Here is an 18,434-nt window from a genome sequence, read left to right as displayed (position 1 = left end):
TCCTCTTTTGATGTATTGAAGGTGAAATTCTGAAAACACTAACATGCTTCACTAGCATAGATCCTGCCTTTTATATATTGACTTCGATCTTCGCTGATTTTTTTAACTTTTCAATATGAGCAACTAACTGTTTATATTGTTGTTCTTGTTCAATCAACTCACGGATTTCTTTCTTCACCTCTTCCAATGGCTGTATTATTTTTCCCTGGTCTTTCGCTTCTACGACAAGCTGATGATAGTAGTCTTGGATTTCTTTGTCAGTGATTTCTTTTGTAGACACTACTTTATCTTGATATTTTTTAAACATAATAGATTCAGCAATTTGCTCTTTAATTGTTTCTTCATCTACATTTTTATCTTCAAATTCTTTCAACATCTCTTTTTCATCTGCAAACTGTTTAGCAAACAATGCATAACCTTCTTCAATCTCTGCTGCGGATACTTTAATTTCTGCTTCTTTTGCTTGTTGAAGTAACAATGTTTGATGCACAATTGTTTCAAGTGCTTGCTTCTTTAATTCCTGACCTGATTCTTGGGCAGATGCTTCTCCTTTCTGTTCTATTTGGCTATGAATGGACCTTAATACGGCATTATATTTCTTACCTTTAACTTCCTCGTCATTCACTTTTGCAACAATTGCACGCTCATCCACTTCTTGGGCCTCTTCTTTCGACTGTTGTTCCTCGTCATCCGCAACTTCTACCTGAACTACCTCTGAATTATCGGATTCTTCGCTTGGTCCTGCGTTCCCTACTTTACTATAAGCCACTAAAGTCATCGCCATCATCACTGCTATGAACAAGAATAGATACTTTTTGAATTTCACGTTGTTTAAGCCCCTTTCAGATCTGTGTTTGCTAATTTCTAATTCGTATAGTGCATCTTATTGAGATTTAATCGAACGTAAAACCATTATTTCAGGATGTCATCTAATTGTTACCTAACTGTCATTTACAAAGTTTTAACAATGTTAATTTAACGCAATTCTTAAGCTAATATTTCAATCGTGTTACAAATCTTGATTCCTTAAAAGGTATGAAATGTGATGATCGTTTAATTTAATGCATTTGATTTCAACTAAGAATAAGCATAGTTATAGATAGTAGAATAGTTAGGAGGGATAAAATGTAATGATCACAATCAGTTTATGTATGATTGTAAAAAATGAGGAGAGAGTCATTGGAAGATGTTTAGACTCTGTTCACTAATTAGTAGACGAGATTAATATTATTGATACAGGTTCTACAGATAAAACGAAAGAAGTTGCTCAAAAATATACGAAACGTATTTATGACTTTAAATGGATTGAAGACTTTTCTGCAGCTCGGAATATTTCATTTCAAAAAGCCACTAAGCAATACATTCTTTGGTTAGATGCAGATGATGTGCTCACAAAGAAGAATCAGGAAAAACTAAAGGTTTTAAAACAAACCTTACAAACCGAAATCGATGCCGTTTCAATGATTTATCATTTAAGTTTTGATGACGATGGAAACGTCACTTCCCTTTTAAGAAGATACCGACTTGTAAAAAATGATAAAAACTTCAAATGGATTGGGGCGGTACATGAATACCTTGCTGTGAGTGGGATTTTATACGACAATGATATTGCCGTTTCCCACCTACCAGTTAGTCATGATCGCCAACGAAACTTAAATATTTATCAAAAACGTATCAATGCAGGAGAAATATTGTCATCGCGCGATATATTTTATTACGCTAACGAACTAGTGGACCATTGTAAATTTGAAGATGCCATTCATTATTACGAAGCATTTCTAGCTTCTAATTTGGGATGGATTGAAGACAATATTAGAGCTTGTTTAAAACTTGCAGACTGCTATGCCCAATTAAATCAAAAAGAAAAAATGATTGCTGCTACTTTAAGCACTTTCACATATGACACTCCCCGCCCAGAAGCGTGTTGCATCCTCGGATATTATTTTATGGAAAAGCATAAAAATCATGAAGCCATCTATTGGTATAAGCAGGCACTTCAATACAAAAACAATGACTTGATGAGCTTTCAAAACACGTCATTTTCTACTTGGTTACCTCATCTACAACTTTGTGTCCTATACGACCGCTTTAAACAATTTCACAAAGCATATGACCATAATGAATGCGCACGTAAGTACAAACCGAAAGACCCTATCATTCTGGAGAACAAAGAATATTTTGATCGTTTTCTAGAGAACAAAGGTCGTAACGCAGAAAATGTATAGAAGACCGACAGATTAACCGCCTCTTTTATCTAGAATGGCAAATCCTTTTTTATTCGAATAGGATGTTAGAGTAAGGAGGTGATTAAATGGGCTCTAACAACCACTTAAATTGGAGATGTGGTGTCTGTAAAAAAGACCCATGTAATTGCAAAAAAGGTAGAAGAGGACCAAGAGGATTAGAAGGAGAAAGTGGAGCAACAGGCGCTACTGGCCCGACTGGACCAAGAGGACCTAGAGGATATCTTGGGGCGACTGGCCCGACTGGAGCGACTGGTGCGAAGGGGGCTACTGGTGACACCGGGGCGACTGGAGCGACGGGTGCAGCAGGAAAAGCAGGAGGTATTTCCCAATATGCGTATATTTATAAACTAGATAGTCAACGAGTCCTTCACGAGCAAGAGATTCGATTTACGAACAATGGCCCAATAACTTCAGGAATAACCCATCAACCGGATTCCAGTACGATTACATTCAATACAGGCGGGATATATGAATTCAACTATACCGTCTATTCGAGACAAGGTAATCAATGGACACTCTTCCTAAATAACACACCACTTCCTTCGTCCACTTACGGAAATGATAGCGGCAATTCACAAACAGTCGGGATTCTCATTGTACGCGTTAATCAAGGGGATGTACTTACATTGCGGAACCATACGTCTACACCGAATCATGTCGACGTTGTACCAAGTGCAGGCGGTACGCAACCAGGAATTTCCGCTTCAATCGTTATTAAAAAACTAGCGGATTGACCTAAAATAAATTTATTTTAGCGGGCAAATTTATCACCTAAAAGAACCTCCCTCACTTAAAACAAAACATGCTATTTTTAAAGTGGAAGAGGTTCTTCATTAATTGTATGGCTATTTGCTAGCTTCTATAAGATGTGGAGCGACAGTAAACGACGCTTCTGTTTTAGATTTGACCTCCTCGATAGAAACACCTGGCATTGTTTCGATTAATTCCATACCCGTTTCAGTAAAATCAAACACCGCCAAATCTGTAATCAATCGGCTCACTACACCTTGCCCTGTGATTGGCAATGAACATGTTTTCTTCACTTTTGACTCACCGTATTTATTCACGTGCTCCATAATAATAACAACACTTTTTGCCCCAGTGACAAGGTCCATCGCGCCGCCCATCCCTTTCACCATTTTACCAGGGATCATCCAATTGGCAAGGTCTCCATTTTCCGCAACTTCCATTGCACCAAGAATCGCCAAATCAATATGACCTCCGCGAATCATTGCAAACGATTCTGCACTATCGAAAAAGGAAGCGCCGGGCACAGTCGTAATTGTTTCTTTTCCAGCGTTAATTAAATCCGGATCTTCTTCCCCTTCTACCGGAAATGGTCCAATGCCAAGCAAACCGTTTTCAGATTGAAGCAAGACATTAAAGTCAGAAGGGATTTCATTCGCAACTAGCGTAGGCATCCCAATTCCTAGGTTCACATTCATGCCGTCTTCGATTTCCTTCACGGCTCGTTTTACAATCAATGTACGCATATTACTCATGTTCATCTCTCCTTTTTAAGCTTTCGCAACCGTTAAACGCTCAATTCTCTTTTCGTAATTTGTTCCTTGCAAGACGCGTTGTACGTAAATTCCTGGTGTGTGAATTTCATTCGGATCTAATTCTCCTGCTTCTACAATTTCTTCCACTTCAGCAATCGTTATTTTCCCAGCCATCGCAGCAAGCGGATTAAAGTTTCTTGCCGTTTTGCGATAAACGAGATTCCCAAGCGTGTCAGCTTTCCACGCTTTCACAAGTGCAAAATCCCCTACAATTCCTTCTTCAAGCAAATAGGTTTTCCCGTTAAAGTCTTTCGTTTCTTTTCCTTCAGCAATTGGTGTGCCAACACCAGTCGCTGTGTAAAATCCTGGAATACCTGCACCACCCGCTCGAATTCTCTCCGCAAGCGTGCCTTGTGGTGTTAATTCAACTTCCAATTCACCGCTTAAATATTGTTGTTCAAATATTTTATTTTCCCCAACATAAGAGGAAATCATTTTTTTAATTTGTTTATTCGCAAGTAGAATCCCTAGCCCACCATCATCGACTCCGCAATTATTACTAACGACGGTTAATTCTTTCGTTCCTTGTTCGCGTAGTGCTTCAATCGATTTCTCTGGTATTCCTGAAAGTCCAAATCCTCCAACAATGAGCGTATTACCATCCTCGATGTCGGAAACCGCTTCCACAAATGACTTATATACTTTACTCATCACTATCCCCTCCATAGTGAATAGTTTACAGATTATATATTTATTAGTAAAATGCATATATAAAATGAGTACTATTCAAATTCGGAATAAATGAAAGGTTTTGTGTGCATGGAATTTAAAGATATTAGAGCGTTTATCGCAGTTGCCAGTCATTTAAGTTTCACAAAAGCAGCAGAGTACACTTATATTTCTCAGCCTACTTTAAGTAAAGCAGTAAAAAAACTAGAACAAGATTTAGGTGTCCTGCTTTTCAATCGTTCTACAAGACACCTCAGCTTAACGGATGCTGGTGAAATCGTTTATAAACAAGGGAAACAAGCACTTTCTTCATTAAATGAGATAGAGAATTTATTGCAAGAATTAATGAATGCAAATGCAGGAAATATTAAACTCGGTATGCCGCCATTAATTGGCACGTTGTTTTTCCCAGATATTGCAAGAAAGTACCATGAACGGTATCCCAACGTAAAAATTAAACTGTTTGAACTCGGTGCAAAAGTCGTGGAAGAACTTGTGGAAGAAGGTCAAATTGATGCCGGGCTTATTGTATTGCCAACAAATGAGACAATATTCAATATACAACCATTTATCGAAGACAACTTCGTCTTATTTGTACATCGTGATCATCACCTCGCGAAACAAAGAAAGGTTGCTCTGTCGGAATTAAAAAATGAGAAGTTTATTCTTTTTGATCAAAGTTTTGCTTTACATAATTACATTATTAGTGCTTGCAAGGATGCCGGATTCAATCCAACGATTTCTTATGAAAGTTCACAATGGGATTTAATTGTTGAACTGATCGCATCGAAACTTGGAATTACATTGTTGCCAAAATCGATTTTTGAAAAACAAAGTAATCCAAATATCAAAATGATTCCACTCCAAACACCTGCATTAAAATGGAAACTAGGAATTATTACAAAAAAAGATACGTACGATTCATTTGCATTGAAAAAATTTATTGAAATGTTTCAGCAGTAGATTGTTAATTAATTTGAATGATTAATATATAACACTTCACCACAGACACGATGGAGTTATAAAAGCGCTCAAAAAAAGTGACTCCATCATTTCAATGAGGTCACTAAAGTCCGCTTTAATAGGGATTGGTAAAACTATTGACTTCCGTTCCGGGCGCACGCCAGCTTAAGGAAGCAAATACTCGAGTCAATCGCAAGACGAAGATTGAAATTGGTCGTATTTCTATGGGTTTTGTAGAAATTAAAGGCGCCCAGTTATATTCTTGCTCATAACGCTTCGCTTGTACTCGCAAAAGTGGTTCTTCGTTACAGCTTTCGCTAATCCCACAGGAGTCAGCACCTACACTCCAATCAACGAAACACATTCTATCGAAGTGATAAAATAAAACATAGTGAATCTGTTTCATGTCTTACTGTCTGTTCTCTCAAGTATTTTTTAGTCAATTAACTAGGGAAGGTATCCACAACACTAGCTCTGGTATAAAAGTTATCAATAATAATACGAAAATAGAGACAGCTACGAACGGTAATACAGCTTTGATAAAGTCCTCCAATTTCACCTTACCTATAGAAGTCGTTAAGAATAAACCTGACCCTACAGGAGGTGTTAAAATCCCTATTACAACGTTTAAGCAGATAATAACCCCAAAATGAATAGGATCTATGCCGAATACAGGTAAAATAGGGATAAAAATAGGTGTTAAGATAATGATTAAGGCAATTCCTTCAATAAACATTCCCAACAATATGAACAACACGTTAATAAGAAGCAGGAAAATCACTGGATTTGTTGTCACTGTCGTCAACCATTCTGCAATCATTTGTGGAATGCGCTCAAATGTCATCGACCATCCAAATAAACTTGCCATTGCAATTAATAAAGTTACAATTGAAGTAGTTATTGCTGTATTAACAAAAATACCTGGAAGCTCTTTTAATTTTAAATCTTTATAAAAAAAGAGGCTAATGATTAAAGCGATAACACAGGCGATTCCCGCAGACTCTGTAGGTGTGAAGACGCCTGTTACAATCCCCCAAATAAGTATTCCTGGAACAGACAACGCAGGCAATATTTGAATTAATGATTTTCCCCTCTCTTTCCAAGGGATTTTTTCCGCCTTCTTGAATTCTTCTTTATAACCTATATAAGCGACCAATAAAACAAATGATATTGCTAAAAGAATACCAGGAATAATCCCTGCTAAAAACATATCTCCAATTGATATACCAGCACTAGCACCATAAATGATAAATAACATGCTTGGTGGAATAATCGGGCCTAACATTCCAGACGCAGCCGTAGTCGCTGCCCCAAACTCTCTCCTGTACCCCTCCTTTTCCATGGCTGGAATCATAATTTTACTCATCATGGCTATTTGCGCTGCTGCTGACCCGATAATTGCCGCGAGAAATGTATTTGCGACAATGTTGACATAGGCGAGTCCTCCACGGAAATGGCCAACAAATTTTTGGGCGAAATTAACCAGTCTAATGGTAATCCCGCCAGCATTCATAATTTCTCCAGCTAACATGAACAAAGGAATTGCTAATAAACTATAACTTTCAAGGGCGGAAAACAAACGTTGTGGGGAATTAATAATCAACCCAAGATTCCCTGCAAAAAATAACAGGATTACACTTGTTATTCCTAATACGATTGCTATCGGGATTCTCAATAACAGGAAAAGAAGAAAAAGTACTAGTGAAATAATCATTCTATCACCTTCTTTTCTTTTGCTTGACGTAATGAGTCCATAAATAAATGAACAAAATGAATTACCATGAAAAACATTCCAATTGGAATTGAAAGATAAGGAATAATCATAGGAATCTGGGTTGTTACTGATTTTTGATATAAAATGGTTGGATTGGAAATCCATTTAATCGACAAATACACTAGCAATAACGTAAATAATAACGAAGTCAATAATCCAGTTATTATCAAGATGTTGCGTAGTGATACAGGTATTCTGTCAACCAGAATTGTTACCGCAACCGCTTCTTTAACTTTCACACTCATACTCGCACCTATAAAGCTTGCAAAGATAAAAGTAAACAAAGAAATTTCCTGCGCCCACAATAAAGGAGAGTTTAAAGCATATCGAAATAAAACATCTGCAAATAATGAAAATAATAAAATGGGCAGTAGAATTATAACGATTACTTTCTCTAGTTTGAACAGGGAGTCACTCACAATTTTAAATAGGCTCAAGTCATCAACTCCTTAATAAATAACCAATTTGACTATAATCGTATTAAATAGTCGGCGGATGTTCCCTTTCAAAAACGATTTCAAATTTGGTTATGTAAGTTACAGTTCTGATTAAGCCTTCTAAGGGATTTATTTTCATTGAATCCAACTTAATCATTCCTCTATTGGCATATACTCTTATATATTTTTGTAGTCCACTTAATATTCTCTAGAGCCCTCAAATAGTGAGGGCTCTAATTATCCAAAAATATTATTTTTTATTATTTTCCTTGATAAAACGTTTAATTAATTCATTGTCGGAAGAATACTTTTCATATATTTTTTCTGCTTCAGTTATAAAACTTTCCTTATCTTCCAACTCTAAAACCGGTAAATATTCTTCCAATTCTATAAGATTCTCACTTTCCCTTTTTAGATGTTCAACTTTACCCCACTCAATTGCAGCATTAACAGCTTCATTTACGATCTTTTGATCTTCTTCAGGAATGTTTTCGTAATTTAGTTTACTTGAAGTAAATATTCCTCCGAAAGCCATATGACCCGTTAACACATAGTTATCCGAAATTTCATAATACTTTTCAGATAATAATGCATTACTGTCAATTGAAGTTCCTTCGATAACTCCGGTTTGGAGGGCAGAATAGACTTCTGTTAATCCCATTGCAATTGGACTAGCCCCTAGACCTTCCCAATAATCAAGTACAGAAGGTCCTCCAGTGAATCGAAGTTTTTTGCCTTTGACATCACTTGCAGTTTGGATTTCATCATTTTTTAAAACCAAATGGTGTAGTCCTGTATGCATATATCCCATACCATTTAATCCTTGTTCACTTAACAAATCCAACATTTCCTGGGCAGAATCTGAGTCCTGCGCTTCTAATGCATCCTCAAGACTATCAAATAGAAATGGCATATTCCATGCATCTAACTCTGGAATTCGAGAGCTTAAATACGGAACTGTAAGTAGCGCAAAGTCTATCGATCCATTTTCTAGCTGCTGAACAATATCAGGTTCCGGCCCCAATTGTCCCCCAGGATATATTTCCAAATTCATGCGGCCGTCTGATCGCTCATCTAACTCTTTAGCAAGGAACTCTGCAAACCCCTGCCAAATATGCGTGTTTTGTGTGACATGTGTCATTTTAAAATTATAGGTTTTGCCGTCTCCAGAGCTTTCTGCTTTCGTTAAGTCATCTGGAGAACAAGCGGAAAGTAGCAGTAACATCATCACTGTAACGATGAGATAAGCTTTTATTTTTTGCATTTAATAGTCCCCCTTGTTGATTGACTTCTAATTAGGTATAACACCAATAAAAGTCCAAAAAGCTTATGTTTAATAAGCTTTTCGGATTAACTGAAATATCAAATTCCGGGATATTTCAGTTATTTATCTATTAAGTTGCTAGTAGCCTTTACTAAATTCGGTTTAACTGAAGCTCGTTGCTTAGCATGACCCTTTTCCCGAATAAAGGCAACAGCAATAGCTGCAAGTACACCCGGCACAGCTAAAAGCATAAAATTTTGTTGGAACGGCAGGTTAAGCGCCAACAGCGCCCCGCCCACTACTGGACCGATAATACCGCCAATTCTTCCTACCCCTGATGACCATCCTACTCCCGTAGAACGAACTTCAGTTGGATAAAATTGAGAGGCAAAAGAATATAAAATAATTTGTGATCCAATAGATGTTGCACCTGCAATTGCAACCAAAATATAAAGTATTACAACATTTGGTTGCAGGCCCATCACGGTTAGAGATATAGCATTTAAGGTGAAAAATAGAGTTAACACGTTTTTCGTACTCCAATGGTCTGCCCACCAACCACCAGTAAGTGAACCTATAATTCCACCTAGGTTAAGCACTAAGAGAAACATCAAACTTGACCCAAAGGCATACCCAGCTTCAGACATTAACTTGGGCAACCACGTACCTAAACCGTAAGTAATTAATAAACATAAGAAAAAATTGAACCAGAACAATAAAGTACTAATCGTTCGTCCACTTTCAAATAACTTTGTGACAGGTATTCCTTTTTTAGAAGGTATGGAAATATCATATACATCCTCATCACTTGGGCGATAGGAAGGATTAATTCTTGCCAGTACTTGACCGATTTCTTTCTCCTTCTTTTGAGCCATTAGAAACCCAAGTGATTCGGGAAGATGTCTGTAAAGAAAAGGAACAGCTAATAATGGAATTGCACCGACTAAAAACATCGCTTTCCAACCTGCGGCAGGAATTAAATAAATGGCTAATCCCGATGCTAAAATCCCGCCAATTCCATATCCACATAACATAAGCGTCACTAATCGATTTCTCATCACTTTGGGTGCGTATTCGGTTACCAATGCCACTGTAACTGGAAATGCCCCGCCTAAACCGAGACCGGCAATGAAGCGATATATGCCAAACTCAGTAGGTCCATTCGAAAATGCGATTAAACCTGTAAATAAACTAAAAAGAACTACACAGAAAATAATGATATGTTTCCGGCCAAATCGATCGGCGAGGGGCGCAAATATAAAAGCGCCAAACATCATACCTATTAACGCATAGCTTCCTATCGTACCTGCTTGTACTGATGTTAAGGACCATTCTTCCATTAATGTAGAAACAACTGATCCATAAACGATTAAATCATATCCATCAAAAACTATGATGAATGCACACCAAAATACTAATAATCCGTGAAAGCGGTTAAATTTTGATTCGTCAACCGTGCGGGCAACATGAATCGAATTCAAATTATTTCCTCCCCTTATCCATACGAATTAAATCAGTACGAATATACAGTATTTAATCACTCGATTGCTCATCAAGTATTCACTTAGAGGTAGCCATTTCACGCAATCCTAAAAATTTCAATGCATTTTCACCATGTATTAAACGTGCTTCTTCTTCAGACAATGTCATTAAATTATCAACTACCTTACCAGAAGGCGCTTCGCGTAATAAAAACGGATAGTCCGAACCAGCAATGATCTGCTCAGGTCCAAAACGATCAATCATATATTGAAGATTCACCGGATCATAGACAAGAGAATCATAATAAAGTTTTTTCGCATAATGGCTTGGTGGATGTTCAGTCTTTCTAATCTCAGGCCAAACTTCCCAACCTTTATCCATTCTTGGCAATAAATACGGCAAAGCACCTCCGCCGTGTGCAAAACATATTTTAAGCGACGGATACTTATCAAGTAATCCACTCATAATGATACTGCCCGCTGCAAGTGCAGTTTCTGACGGCATCCCAACCATATACATAAAGTTATGTCTTGGCATTCTTTCCCCACCCAATGTGGCCCATGGATGTACGAAAAGCGGTATATTCCACTTTTCCGCTGCTGCGAAAAAAGATTCTAAAGAAGGATCATCCAAGTTTAGGCCATTTACGTTGGAGCCAATTTGAAGGCCTTTCAAACCTAATTCATGAATCGCACGGTCCATTTCAAGAATAGCAAGTTCCACATCTTGCAAAGGAACCGTCCCTAACCCGATAAATCGCTCTGGACACTCTTTCACAATTGAAGCAATAAAATCATTTTGCGACTTTGAAAGCTCCAATCCTGCTTCCGGCTCGGCCCAATAAGATAATGTCACCGGAATCGGCGATAAGACTTGAATATCGATACCTTCCTTATCCATGTCTTCAAGGCGTTTTTTTATATCCCAAGCCTGGTCTGTTATTTTCCGGAAAGACTTTCCTTTAATCATAATTTCCGCACCGCAATCGCATGTCCGGTCTAAAACTGGAAAGCGTTCGTCTCCGTATTTGGCAGCAAGATCCGGAAAATCTTCTGAAATGATATGCGTATGAAAATCAACACGCAATATTTTTTCTGACATAACACCCATCTCCTTTAAATACTGAATGAGGTAGACAGATCATTTCTATCTACCTCGTTCTTTATATATGTTAATATTTAATTACAGCAATTTAGTGCCGTACGTAAAGTAACTTTCTGGTGCGACACTACCCCATAGGTCAAGACCTAGTAAACCAACTTCTGGACTCCACTTAATCGGCTCCCAATCTGGTGCGAAGATTAATAGTCCACCAGTCCAAATTTCAACACGGTTACCAGAAGGCTCGATGACGTAAATGAACTGTGCACCGCTTGTACCATGTTTACCCGGTCCCCACTCGATCTTAATATCATTTTCAGCCATTAAGTTACAAGCTCTAATTAGCTCATCCGGCGAATCTAAGTAGTAAGCTAAGTGGTGGAAAAGTGCTCCGTCCTGGTTTGCATTACGCATTAATGCAATTTCGTGGGCAATGTTCGTACGGCTTAACCAAGAACCAATACGGACATCCTCTTCGTTTTTAACATAGTAGCGGTGGTGGATCCCTAAAAAGTCACTCCACCATTGTTGTTCTTTTTCAACATCATTCACCATGAAGTTTACGTGGTCAAAACGACGTGGTGCGACCCCTTTACCCGTATACTTACTTGGGTGACTTGGCATTTTTGATGCAATTGCTGGATCATTGTTCACATATAATTCTTTCTCCCAATATAGTTCAACTGGCAATCCTGCTGGCGATTTAAATTGAATTGAGTCGCCTATTGCTTTTTTCTGACCTGCTTCCACCCAGTTAAAGTCAATGTTCATATCTGTTAATTGCTTTTCAAAGCCTTTTAATGCTTGTTCCGTAGCAACACGCCAACCAACTTGTTTCACACCAGATGTGTCAGATTGCTTCAGTACAAGTGTATGGTGATCAAAATCCTGCCAAGCCCTTAAGTAGACGCGGTCATCTTCTTGATCTGAAATATAAAGCCCCATTACTTCTGTGAAAAACCAAGTTGATTTTTCTAAGTTAGTTACACCAATTTCAACGTGTCCAAGGTGTGCGATACTTGTTGTGTACTTTTCAAGTTCTTTTAACAGTGCTTGTTCTTCAATGTTTTCTTTTGAGATAGTCATGATACATTTCTCCCATTCTATAATGTAATTGTCTTATTAAAAGAAAAATGATTTATTATGATAACGTGTTTGTAGTAATCGAAACATTTAACGCATAACCCCTATCATTCAAACCTCTTCATTCCCTTGAAATAGGTTCTCCTGCTTTGCCCCAATGGGTTTTTGCTACTTCTGTGACGATGACTCGGACGTTTTCAACAGGTGAATCCAATGTTTCTGAAACTGCTTTTGTTACATTTTCAATCACTTCAGCAACTTTTTCTTTTGGTCTTCCTTCGAGAAGATTGACGTGAATAATTGGCATGTATACTCTTCCTCTCTTAAACTTTTATTCTGTTACTATAAATGAAACTTCTCCAAGTCCGTCGAACTTACCGCTAACGACGTCGCCTTCTTCAAGTAACACCGCTCCCGTTAAGGCACCCGATAAAATGACATCACCTTTACGGATTTTATCGCCTTTTTTCGCGAGCATATTCGCAAGCATTGCGATGGCATTAGCCGGGTGACCGAGAACAGCTGCACCTGCACCAAGCTCTTTGATTTCTCCATTAATCGATAATGTTGCTCCGACTAAATCGAGTTCAAATTGCTCTGGACTTTTGATTGTAGTTCCAAATACAACTCTCGATGTAGAAGCGTTATCCGCTACTACGTCGGGTAATGTGAAATTAAAGTTTTCATAACGGCTGTCAATAATCTCCAGTGCCGGCAAAACTGACTCCGTTTTCGCGAGCACTTGTGCACCTGTAATACCAGGTCCTTCAATGTCTTCGCCGATAACAAACGCAATTTCTGCTTCTACTTTCGGATGAATTAAATCACTTAAAGAAACCTTTCCGCCGTTCTCAATTAACATATAGTCGAAAACGTATCCATAAATTGGCTCATCTACATCCATCTGTTGCATTTTTGCTTGGCTTGTCAATCCCATCTTCGGACCAACGATTTTACGTCCTTCCGCAAGTTTCATTGCAACGAGTTCTTGTTGGACAAGATACCCTTCTTCTACTGTTAAATCTGGCTTCAATTCTGCAGTTACTTTTGTAACTTCTCGTTTTTCTACTTCTCCAGCTACTAAATATTGTGCAATCTCTTTTGCAAATGTTGCTTCCATTAAATACTGCCCCCTTCTATACACCAATTTCGACTTTTTGATTTGCGAGCTCTGCGGCCACATCCATGATCATATCTTCTTGACCACCGACGACTTGACGTTTGCCAAGTTCTACTAAAATTGACCGCGAATCAATGCCAAACCTTTCGGCTGCTCTTTGTGCATGTAGCAAGAAACTTGAATAGACGCCTGCATAACCTAATACCAAGCCATCTCTCGTAATTTCTTGTGGTTTTTCTAAAATTGGTGCAACTAATTCTTCTGCAATATCCATCATCTTGTAAACATCTATTCCTGTTTGAATATTCATCTTATCCAGTACTGCAACTGCTACCTCTGTTTGCGTGTTTCCAGCGCCTGCGCCTAAACATCGGATACTTCCATCGATTCGGTTTGCGCCTTCTTCAATCGCAACGAGTGTATTCGCCATCGCCAATGATAAGTTGTTATGTGCATGAAAACCGATATCAATCGATAAGTTTGCTTTTAATGCGCGGATTCTGTCTCTCACTTGCTCCGGCAATAATGCTCCTGCTGAATCAACGACATACACCGCATCTGCCCCGTAGCTTTCCATAAGTTTTGCTTGTTCAACAATTTTCTCTGGACTGGCCATATGGGACATCATTAAAAATCCGATTGTTTCCATACCTAATTCTTTCGCTAATGCGATATGCTGCTCGGATACATCGGCTTCTGTAACATGGGTTGCGACTCGTACCATTTTGGCACCGAGTTTTGCAGCTTCTTTTAAGTGGGACATCGTGCCGATACCCGGGATTAATAGAACAGCTATTTTTGCTTGTTCTACAACGGAAGTCGCCGCTTCGATTAGTTTCATCTCGTCTGTTAAGGACAAGCCATATTGCAAGGATGAGCCGCCTAACCCATCACCATGAGAAACTTCAATGTAAGGTACGTTCGCATCGTCTAATGCTTTTGCTACTTGGGTCACTTGTTCTACAGTAAATTGATGTCGGATCGCATGGCTTCCATCTCTTAAAGCCACTTCTGTAATAAGTACATCACGCTTTTCTGCCATTTAGTTGTTCAACTCCTTCTTCATCCAACTACACTGGAAACTTGATGTTTCGCCCATTCTTCAGCCACTTTGACTGATGCCGCAGTCATAATATCGAGGTTGCCGGAATAAACAGGCAAATAATCACCTGCACCTTCTACTTCGACAAATACTGTGACAGATGAACCGTCAATAATTGGCTCTTGTCGGATTCGATAACCTGGTACATACGCTTGAACTTCTTTTTCCATCGCTTTAATCGATGCAACGATTTCCTCTTTTTTCGCTTTACCTTCTACTGAAACATGAATCGTATCTCGCATTAAAATAGGTGGTTCCGCTGGGTTTAAGATAATAATCGCTTTACCTTCCTTTGCACCGCCAACTTCTTCAATTCCGCGCGCTGTTGTTTCTGTAAACTCATCAATATTAGCTCTCGTACCAGGGCCTGCACTCTTACTGGAAATCGTTGCAACAATTTCTGCATAATCAACAGGTTGTACTTGATGAATTGCATGTACGATAGGAATTGTTGCTTGCCCTCCACAAGTTATTAAGTTAATGTTGTCAGCATCTAAATGGTCATGCATATTTACAGGTGGAACGACGATTGGTCCTATAGCTGCAGGTGTTAAATCTAACACTTTCTTACCTGCTTCCTTTAATAATTTTGCATGATGGATATGCGCTTTTGCAGATGTCGCATCGAAAATGATATCCGCCAACTTAGGTCTTGCTAAAAAACCTTCTATTCCAGTATTAATGGCGACATACCCCAACTCTTGTGCTTTTTTCAAACCATCTGACTCAGGGTCAATGCCAATAACTGCCGTTAATTCGAGCACTGTCGATCTGCTTAACTTCATCATTAAATCCGTTCCAATATTCCCGGAACCTAAGATTGCCACTTTTAATTTACGCATGAAATTCCCCTTTTCATCGAATCAATTTCATCATTCTGTTCGGAAACGAGATTGTACACTTTTATGTAGCGTAAATGTTGTTATTGGCGCAATAGGCGTCTGCCTACAGCGCCAAACCTCATTCATAATTCGCTATTATTCTTCGTTTCTAAAATTGACCCTATCATTTAAAAGTGAATGCTAACTTCACCTAGATGTGCAAATCTTGCTGTAAATGTATCTCCTTCTTCTGCATCTACTGCTGCGGAAAGCGCACCTGATAAGATGACTTCACCCTTACGTAGCGGAATATCGAAATCTGCCAATCGGTTCGCGAGCCAAGCGACACATTGTGCAGGATTCCCAAGGGCGGCCGCGCCAACACCTGTATTCACGAGCTTGCCATTTTTAAGCAGTACCATGCCGACTAATTCTAGATCGACATCTTCTATTTTTACTGGCTTGCCGCCAAGCGCATAGAACGCAGAAGATGCATTGTCAGCAATTGTATCTTCTAATTTAATCTTCCAGTCTTTCACTCTACTATCTACGACTTCAATTGCCGGCAAAATATAATCTGTTGCTTGCAATACGTCTAACGTCGTCACATTCGGTCCTTTTAAGTCCTCTTTTAAGACGAATGCAATTTCGCCTTCCACTCTCGGTTGGAGAACTTTGTCTTTTGGAACCGCATTTCCATTTTCGACAACCATGCTATCTAGTAGATGTCCATAATCCGGTTCATCAACCCCAAGCAAGTCTTGCATCGCTTTTGAAGTTAAGCCAATTTTCTTCCCAACAATCGTCTGTCCTTGTGCTACCTTTCGTTCAATATTCTCAAGTTGAATCGCATAAGCTTCTTCCACCGTTAAATTCTGATCTTCAGAAGTTAACGGCGATGTACCGATGAGCGTCTCTTCTGCTACAAGTAATTGTTTCGCTAATACTTTGAATTTATTTGCTACTGCTGTTGTCATTCATCACACTTCCTTTTACAACTTAATCGTAATATTCGATAACTCGGAATAGAAATCAATGCTGTGCATGCCACCAGTTCTACCAATTCCGCTATGTTTCATCCCACCAAATGGTGTTCTTAAATCTCGTAGGAACCATGTATTTACCCAAACCATTCCAGCTTCAATTTGATGTGCGACACGATGTGCACGTCTGACATCATTCGTCCAGATGGATGCACTTAGGCCGTAATGTGTATCATTCGCTTGCTCGATCACTTCTTCTTCTGTATCAAAAGGAACAACAGTTACAACTGGCCCGAAAATTTCTTCTCTTACACAACGAGAGTTGCGATCTAATCCAGTAATAATCGTTGGTTCTAAGTAGTATCCTTTTTCCAATCCTTTTGGACGATTGCCGCCCGTTAAGAATGTACCGCCTTCTTCACGTGCAATTTCTACGTAGCTAAGTACACGCTCATAATGTTCTTTACTGACGAGTGAGCCAACGTTTGTACCTTCTTCAAAAGGTTTACCAACTGTTAATTCTTTTGTTTTTGCAACAAACTTCTCTAAAAATGCCTCATAAGCAGGTCTCTCTACATAAATACGGGAGCCACATAGGCACACTTGACCTTGGTTAATAAAACTGGATCTGATTGTTGTCTCAACAACCTCATCTAAATCCGCATCTGCAAAGATAATGTTTGGATTTTTACCACCTAGTTCAAAGGAAAGCTTTTTCAGCGTAGCTGCGCCTGCTTTCATAATTGCAGAACCCGTACTTGGCTCACCAATGAAGGAAATTGCATCGACGTCCGGATGTTCAGAAATCGCGCCACCTGCCGAATTTGGACCAAATCCATGAACAAGGTTTACAACTCCGTCCGGAACACCCGCGTCTTTAAGAATTTCCATCAGGACAGTTGCCGTCATCGGTGTCCACTCAGCTGGTTTAATAACCGCTGTGTTTCCCATTCCTAAAGCAGGAGCTAATTTCCAAGTTAAAAGTAGCAACGGCAAGTTCCACGGTTTAATAATGCCGACAACCCCTACTGGCTTGCGTACTGAATAATGTAAAGCATTTCGATCTTCCTGTTGATAAGCTTCTGTTCCAACTGAAATAATGTAATCTGCAAAATGGTGGAAGTTATAAGCAGCCCTCGGTATATCAATTGTGTTCGTTAGCGAAAGAGGTTTCCCAGTATCCAAACACTCAAGACGTGCTAATTCTTCCTGTCTTTCTAGAATTAAATCCCCGACTTTACGAAGAATTTTGGACCGTTCTTCAAGCGTTGCATCTTTCCAAGGTCCTTTAAGTGCTTTTCGAGCAGCTTTAACCGCAAGATCTACTTCTGCTTTTCCACCTTCTGCGACAAGTCCAAGAACTTCTTCCGTAGCTGGGTTTATATTTTCAAAGCTTTTTCCTTCCTCTATTTCCACATACTGTCCACCAATAAAATGACGGCAGTCGATTGCTTGCACTTTTGTTTTCGTAACCATTCAAAATTCCTCCCTAATCATTTTTTAACCTGATAAACGGTGCGATTCCCCAAGATGTATGATGATTAGTTAACTAGCTTCCTCTTTTTCACTACTAAAAGGTTCATCAGACATTTGAATTGAATTAGATGGACAGCTTTCATAAGCATCTTCTAATTCGTCAATCATTTCTTCATCTACTACAGGCGTAATTCCTTTGTTATTATCCAGAAGTCCAAAGGAAATGCCCTCATCGTCATAATCGAATAAATCCGGCGCGGCAATTGCACATGCACCGCAAGCAATACATGTATCCTGGTCAACTATTGTGTACTTTGCCATCTATACACCCCCGTATTTTGTGTTTCTGAT

Annotated in this window: 18 protein-coding genes and 1 pseudogene; 3 read left to right on the top strand and 16 right to left on the bottom strand. The window is 38.9% G+C overall.

Features of this window, described 5'->3' with window-relative positions; translation table 11 throughout:
* Nucleotides 1-70: 70 nt before the first annotated feature.
* The gene (locus tag AB1H92_RS05745; RefSeq protein ID WP_115361611.1) at nt 71-826 is read right to left on the bottom strand and encodes a SurA N-terminal domain-containing protein; all 756 of its coding nucleotides are present in this window, start codon (nt 824-826) and stop codon (nt 71-73) included.
* A 304-nt stretch (nt 827-1,130) separates the two neighbouring features.
* Between AB1H92_RS05745 and AB1H92_RS05740 the strand changes: the two are divergent.
* A pseudogene (locus AB1H92_RS05740) lies at nt 1,131-2,225 on the top strand (glycosyltransferase).
* An 86-nt stretch (nt 2,226-2,311) separates the two neighbouring features.
* Entirely contained in the window at nt 2,312-2,980 is a 669-nt protein-coding gene (locus tag AB1H92_RS05735) for a collagen-like protein (protein ID WP_166739482.1), read from the top strand.
* A 111-nt stretch (nt 2,981-3,091) separates the two neighbouring features.
* Here the strand turns inward: AB1H92_RS05735 and AB1H92_RS05730 are convergent, their stop codons facing one another.
* Entirely contained in the window at nt 3,092-3,748 is a 657-nt protein-coding gene (locus AB1H92_RS05730) for a 3-oxoacid CoA-transferase subunit B (RefSeq protein ID WP_115361613.1), read from the bottom strand.
* 15 nt (nt 3,749-3,763) lie between these two features.
* On the bottom strand, nt 3,764-4,459 hold the full coding sequence (locus AB1H92_RS05725; RefSeq protein WP_370475441.1) for a CoA transferase subunit A: 696 nt from the start codon (nt 4,457-4,459) through the stop codon (nt 3,764-3,766).
* Between the two features lie 108 nt (nt 4,460-4,567).
* Between AB1H92_RS05725 and AB1H92_RS05720 the strand changes: the two genes are divergently transcribed.
* Nucleotides 4,568-5,440: a LysR family transcriptional regulator gene (locus AB1H92_RS05720; protein WP_115361614.1), complete on the top strand. Its 873-nt coding sequence runs from the start codon at nt 4,568-4,570 to the stop codon at nt 5,438-5,440.
* A 439-nt stretch (nt 5,441-5,879) separates the two neighbouring features.
* On the opposite strand, the gene AB1H92_RS05715 is transcribed toward AB1H92_RS05720, so the two are convergent.
* The 13 genes from AB1H92_RS05715 to AB1H92_RS05655 all read right to left on the bottom strand — a co-directional run bounded on the left by AB1H92_RS05715 (nt 5,880) and on the right by AB1H92_RS05655 (nt 18,404).
* Complete coding sequence (locus tag AB1H92_RS05715) at nt 5,880-7,154, bottom strand: TRAP transporter large permease (RefSeq protein ID WP_115361616.1); 1,275 nt, start codon at nt 7,152-7,154, stop codon at nt 5,880-5,882.
* Nucleotides 7,151-7,651 carry a TRAP transporter small permease gene (locus AB1H92_RS05710; RefSeq protein ID WP_115361618.1) on the bottom strand — a complete coding sequence of 167 codons (501 nt, stop codon included), beginning with the start codon at nt 7,649-7,651 and terminating at the stop codon, nt 7,151-7,153. The genes AB1H92_RS05715 and AB1H92_RS05710 overlap by 4 nt, the downstream gene beginning before the upstream one ends.
* 250 nt (nt 7,652-7,901) lie before the next feature.
* Nucleotides 7,902-8,915: a TRAP transporter substrate-binding protein gene (locus AB1H92_RS05705; RefSeq protein ID WP_115361620.1), complete on the bottom strand. Its 1,014-nt coding sequence runs from the start codon at nt 8,913-8,915 to the stop codon at nt 7,902-7,904.
* A gap of 119 nt (nt 8,916-9,034) precedes the next feature.
* Entirely contained in the window at nt 9,035-10,396 is a 1,362-nt protein-coding gene (locus AB1H92_RS05700) for an aromatic acid/H+ symport family MFS transporter (RefSeq protein WP_115361622.1), read from the bottom strand.
* A 79-nt stretch (nt 10,397-10,475) separates the two neighbouring features.
* Nucleotides 10,476-11,498 (bottom strand): amidohydrolase family protein, encoded by a 1,023-nt coding sequence (locus AB1H92_RS05695; protein ID WP_115361624.1) that lies wholly within the window; start codon nt 11,496-11,498, stop codon nt 10,476-10,478.
* Between the two features lie 81 nt (nt 11,499-11,579).
* Complete coding sequence (locus tag AB1H92_RS05690) at nt 11,580-12,584, bottom strand: VOC family protein (protein ID WP_115361626.1); 1,005 nt, start codon at nt 12,582-12,584, stop codon at nt 11,580-11,582.
* A gap of 118 nt (nt 12,585-12,702) precedes the next feature.
* A complete protein-coding gene (locus AB1H92_RS05685; RefSeq protein WP_115361628.1) occupies nt 12,703-12,888 on the bottom strand; it encodes a 4-oxalocrotonate tautomerase in 186 nt (61 codons plus the stop codon).
* Nucleotides 12,889-12,912: 24 nt separating this feature from the next.
* Entirely contained in the window at nt 12,913-13,701 is a 789-nt protein-coding gene (locus AB1H92_RS05680) for a 2-keto-4-pentenoate hydratase (protein WP_115361630.1), read from the bottom strand.
* A 16-nt stretch (nt 13,702-13,717) separates the two neighbouring features.
* Nucleotides 13,718-14,743 carry a 4-hydroxy-2-oxovalerate aldolase gene (dmpG, locus tag AB1H92_RS05675; protein WP_115361632.1) on the bottom strand — a complete coding sequence of 342 codons (1,026 nt, stop codon included), beginning with the start codon at nt 14,741-14,743 and terminating at the stop codon, nt 13,718-13,720.
* 20 nt (nt 14,744-14,763) lie between these two features.
* Complete coding sequence (locus tag AB1H92_RS05670) at nt 14,764-15,645, bottom strand: acetaldehyde dehydrogenase (acetylating) (protein WP_115361634.1); 882 nt, start codon at nt 15,643-15,645, stop codon at nt 14,764-14,766.
* Between the two features lie 167 nt (nt 15,646-15,812).
* Nucleotides 15,813-16,601, bottom strand: a complete 789-nt coding sequence (locus tag AB1H92_RS05665; protein ID WP_115361636.1) for a 2-keto-4-pentenoate hydratase — start codon at nt 16,599-16,601, stop codon at nt 15,813-15,815.
* A 15-nt stretch (nt 16,602-16,616) separates the two neighbouring features.
* Nucleotides 16,617-18,083 carry an aldehyde dehydrogenase gene (locus AB1H92_RS05660; protein ID WP_115361638.1) on the bottom strand — a complete coding sequence of 489 codons (1,467 nt, stop codon included), beginning with the start codon at nt 18,081-18,083 and terminating at the stop codon, nt 16,617-16,619.
* Between the two features lie 69 nt (nt 18,084-18,152).
* The gene (locus tag AB1H92_RS05655; RefSeq protein ID WP_115361640.1) at nt 18,153-18,404 is read right to left on the bottom strand and encodes a ferredoxin; all 252 of its coding nucleotides are present in this window, start codon (nt 18,402-18,404) and stop codon (nt 18,153-18,155) included.
* Nucleotides 18,405-18,434: the final 30 nt, after the last annotated feature.

Source organism: Sporosarcina pasteurii (assembly GCF_041295575.1).
In the GTDB taxonomy this organism is placed as follows: domain Bacteria; phylum Bacillota; class Bacilli; order Bacillales_A; family Planococcaceae; genus Sporosarcina; species Sporosarcina pasteurii.
This window is presented reverse-complemented; position numbering and strand designations above follow the sequence as displayed.

Excerpts from the sequence above, each read along its gene's own strand:
- AB1H92_RS05735 (WP_166739482.1), top strand. The coding sequence starts at position 2,312 with ATGGGCTCTAACAACCACTTAAATTGGAGATGTGGTGTCTGTAAAAAA.
- AB1H92_RS05730 (WP_115361613.1), bottom strand. The coding sequence starts at position 3,748 with ATGAGTAATATGCGTACATTGATTGTAAAACGAGCCGTGAAGGAAATC.
- AB1H92_RS05725 (WP_370475441.1), bottom strand. The coding sequence starts at position 4,459 with ATGAGTAAAGTATATAAGTCATTTGTGGAAGCGGTTTCCGACATCGAG.
- AB1H92_RS05720 (WP_115361614.1), top strand. The coding sequence starts at position 4,568 with ATGGAATTTAAAGATATTAGAGCGTTTATCGCAGTTGCCAGTCATTTA.
- AB1H92_RS05715 (WP_115361616.1), bottom strand. The coding sequence starts at position 7,154 with ATGATTATTTCACTAGTACTTTTTCTTCTTTTCCTGTTATTGAGAATC.
- AB1H92_RS05705 (WP_115361620.1), bottom strand. The coding sequence starts at position 8,915 with ATGCAAAAAATAAAAGCTTATCTCATCGTTACAGTGATGATGTTACTG.
- AB1H92_RS05695 (WP_115361624.1), bottom strand. The coding sequence starts at position 11,498 with ATGTCAGAAAAAATATTGCGTGTTGATTTTCATACGCATATCATTTCA.
- AB1H92_RS05690 (WP_115361626.1), bottom strand. The coding sequence starts at position 12,584 with ATGACTATCTCAAAAGAAAACATTGAAGAACAAGCACTGTTAAAAGAA.
- AB1H92_RS05685 (WP_115361628.1), bottom strand. The coding sequence starts at position 12,888 with ATGCCAATTATTCACGTCAATCTTCTCGAAGGAAGACCAAAAGAAAAA.
- AB1H92_RS05680 (WP_115361630.1), bottom strand. The coding sequence starts at position 13,701 with ATGGAAGCAACATTTGCAAAAGAGATTGCACAATATTTAGTAGCTGGA.
- dmpG (WP_115361632.1), bottom strand. The coding sequence starts at position 14,743 with ATGGCAGAAAAGCGTGATGTACTTATTACAGAAGTGGCTTTAAGAGAT.
- AB1H92_RS05670 (WP_115361634.1), bottom strand. The coding sequence starts at position 15,645 with ATGCGTAAATTAAAAGTGGCAATCTTAGGTTCCGGGAATATTGGAACG.
- AB1H92_RS05665 (WP_115361636.1), bottom strand. The coding sequence starts at position 16,601 with ATGACAACAGCAGTAGCAAATAAATTCAAAGTATTAGCGAAACAATTA.
- AB1H92_RS05660 (WP_115361638.1), bottom strand. The coding sequence starts at position 18,083 with ATGGTTACGAAAACAAAAGTGCAAGCAATCGACTGCCGTCATTTTATT.
- AB1H92_RS05655 (WP_115361640.1), bottom strand. The coding sequence starts at position 18,404 with ATGGCAAAGTACACAATAGTTGACCAGGATACATGTATTGCTTGCGGT.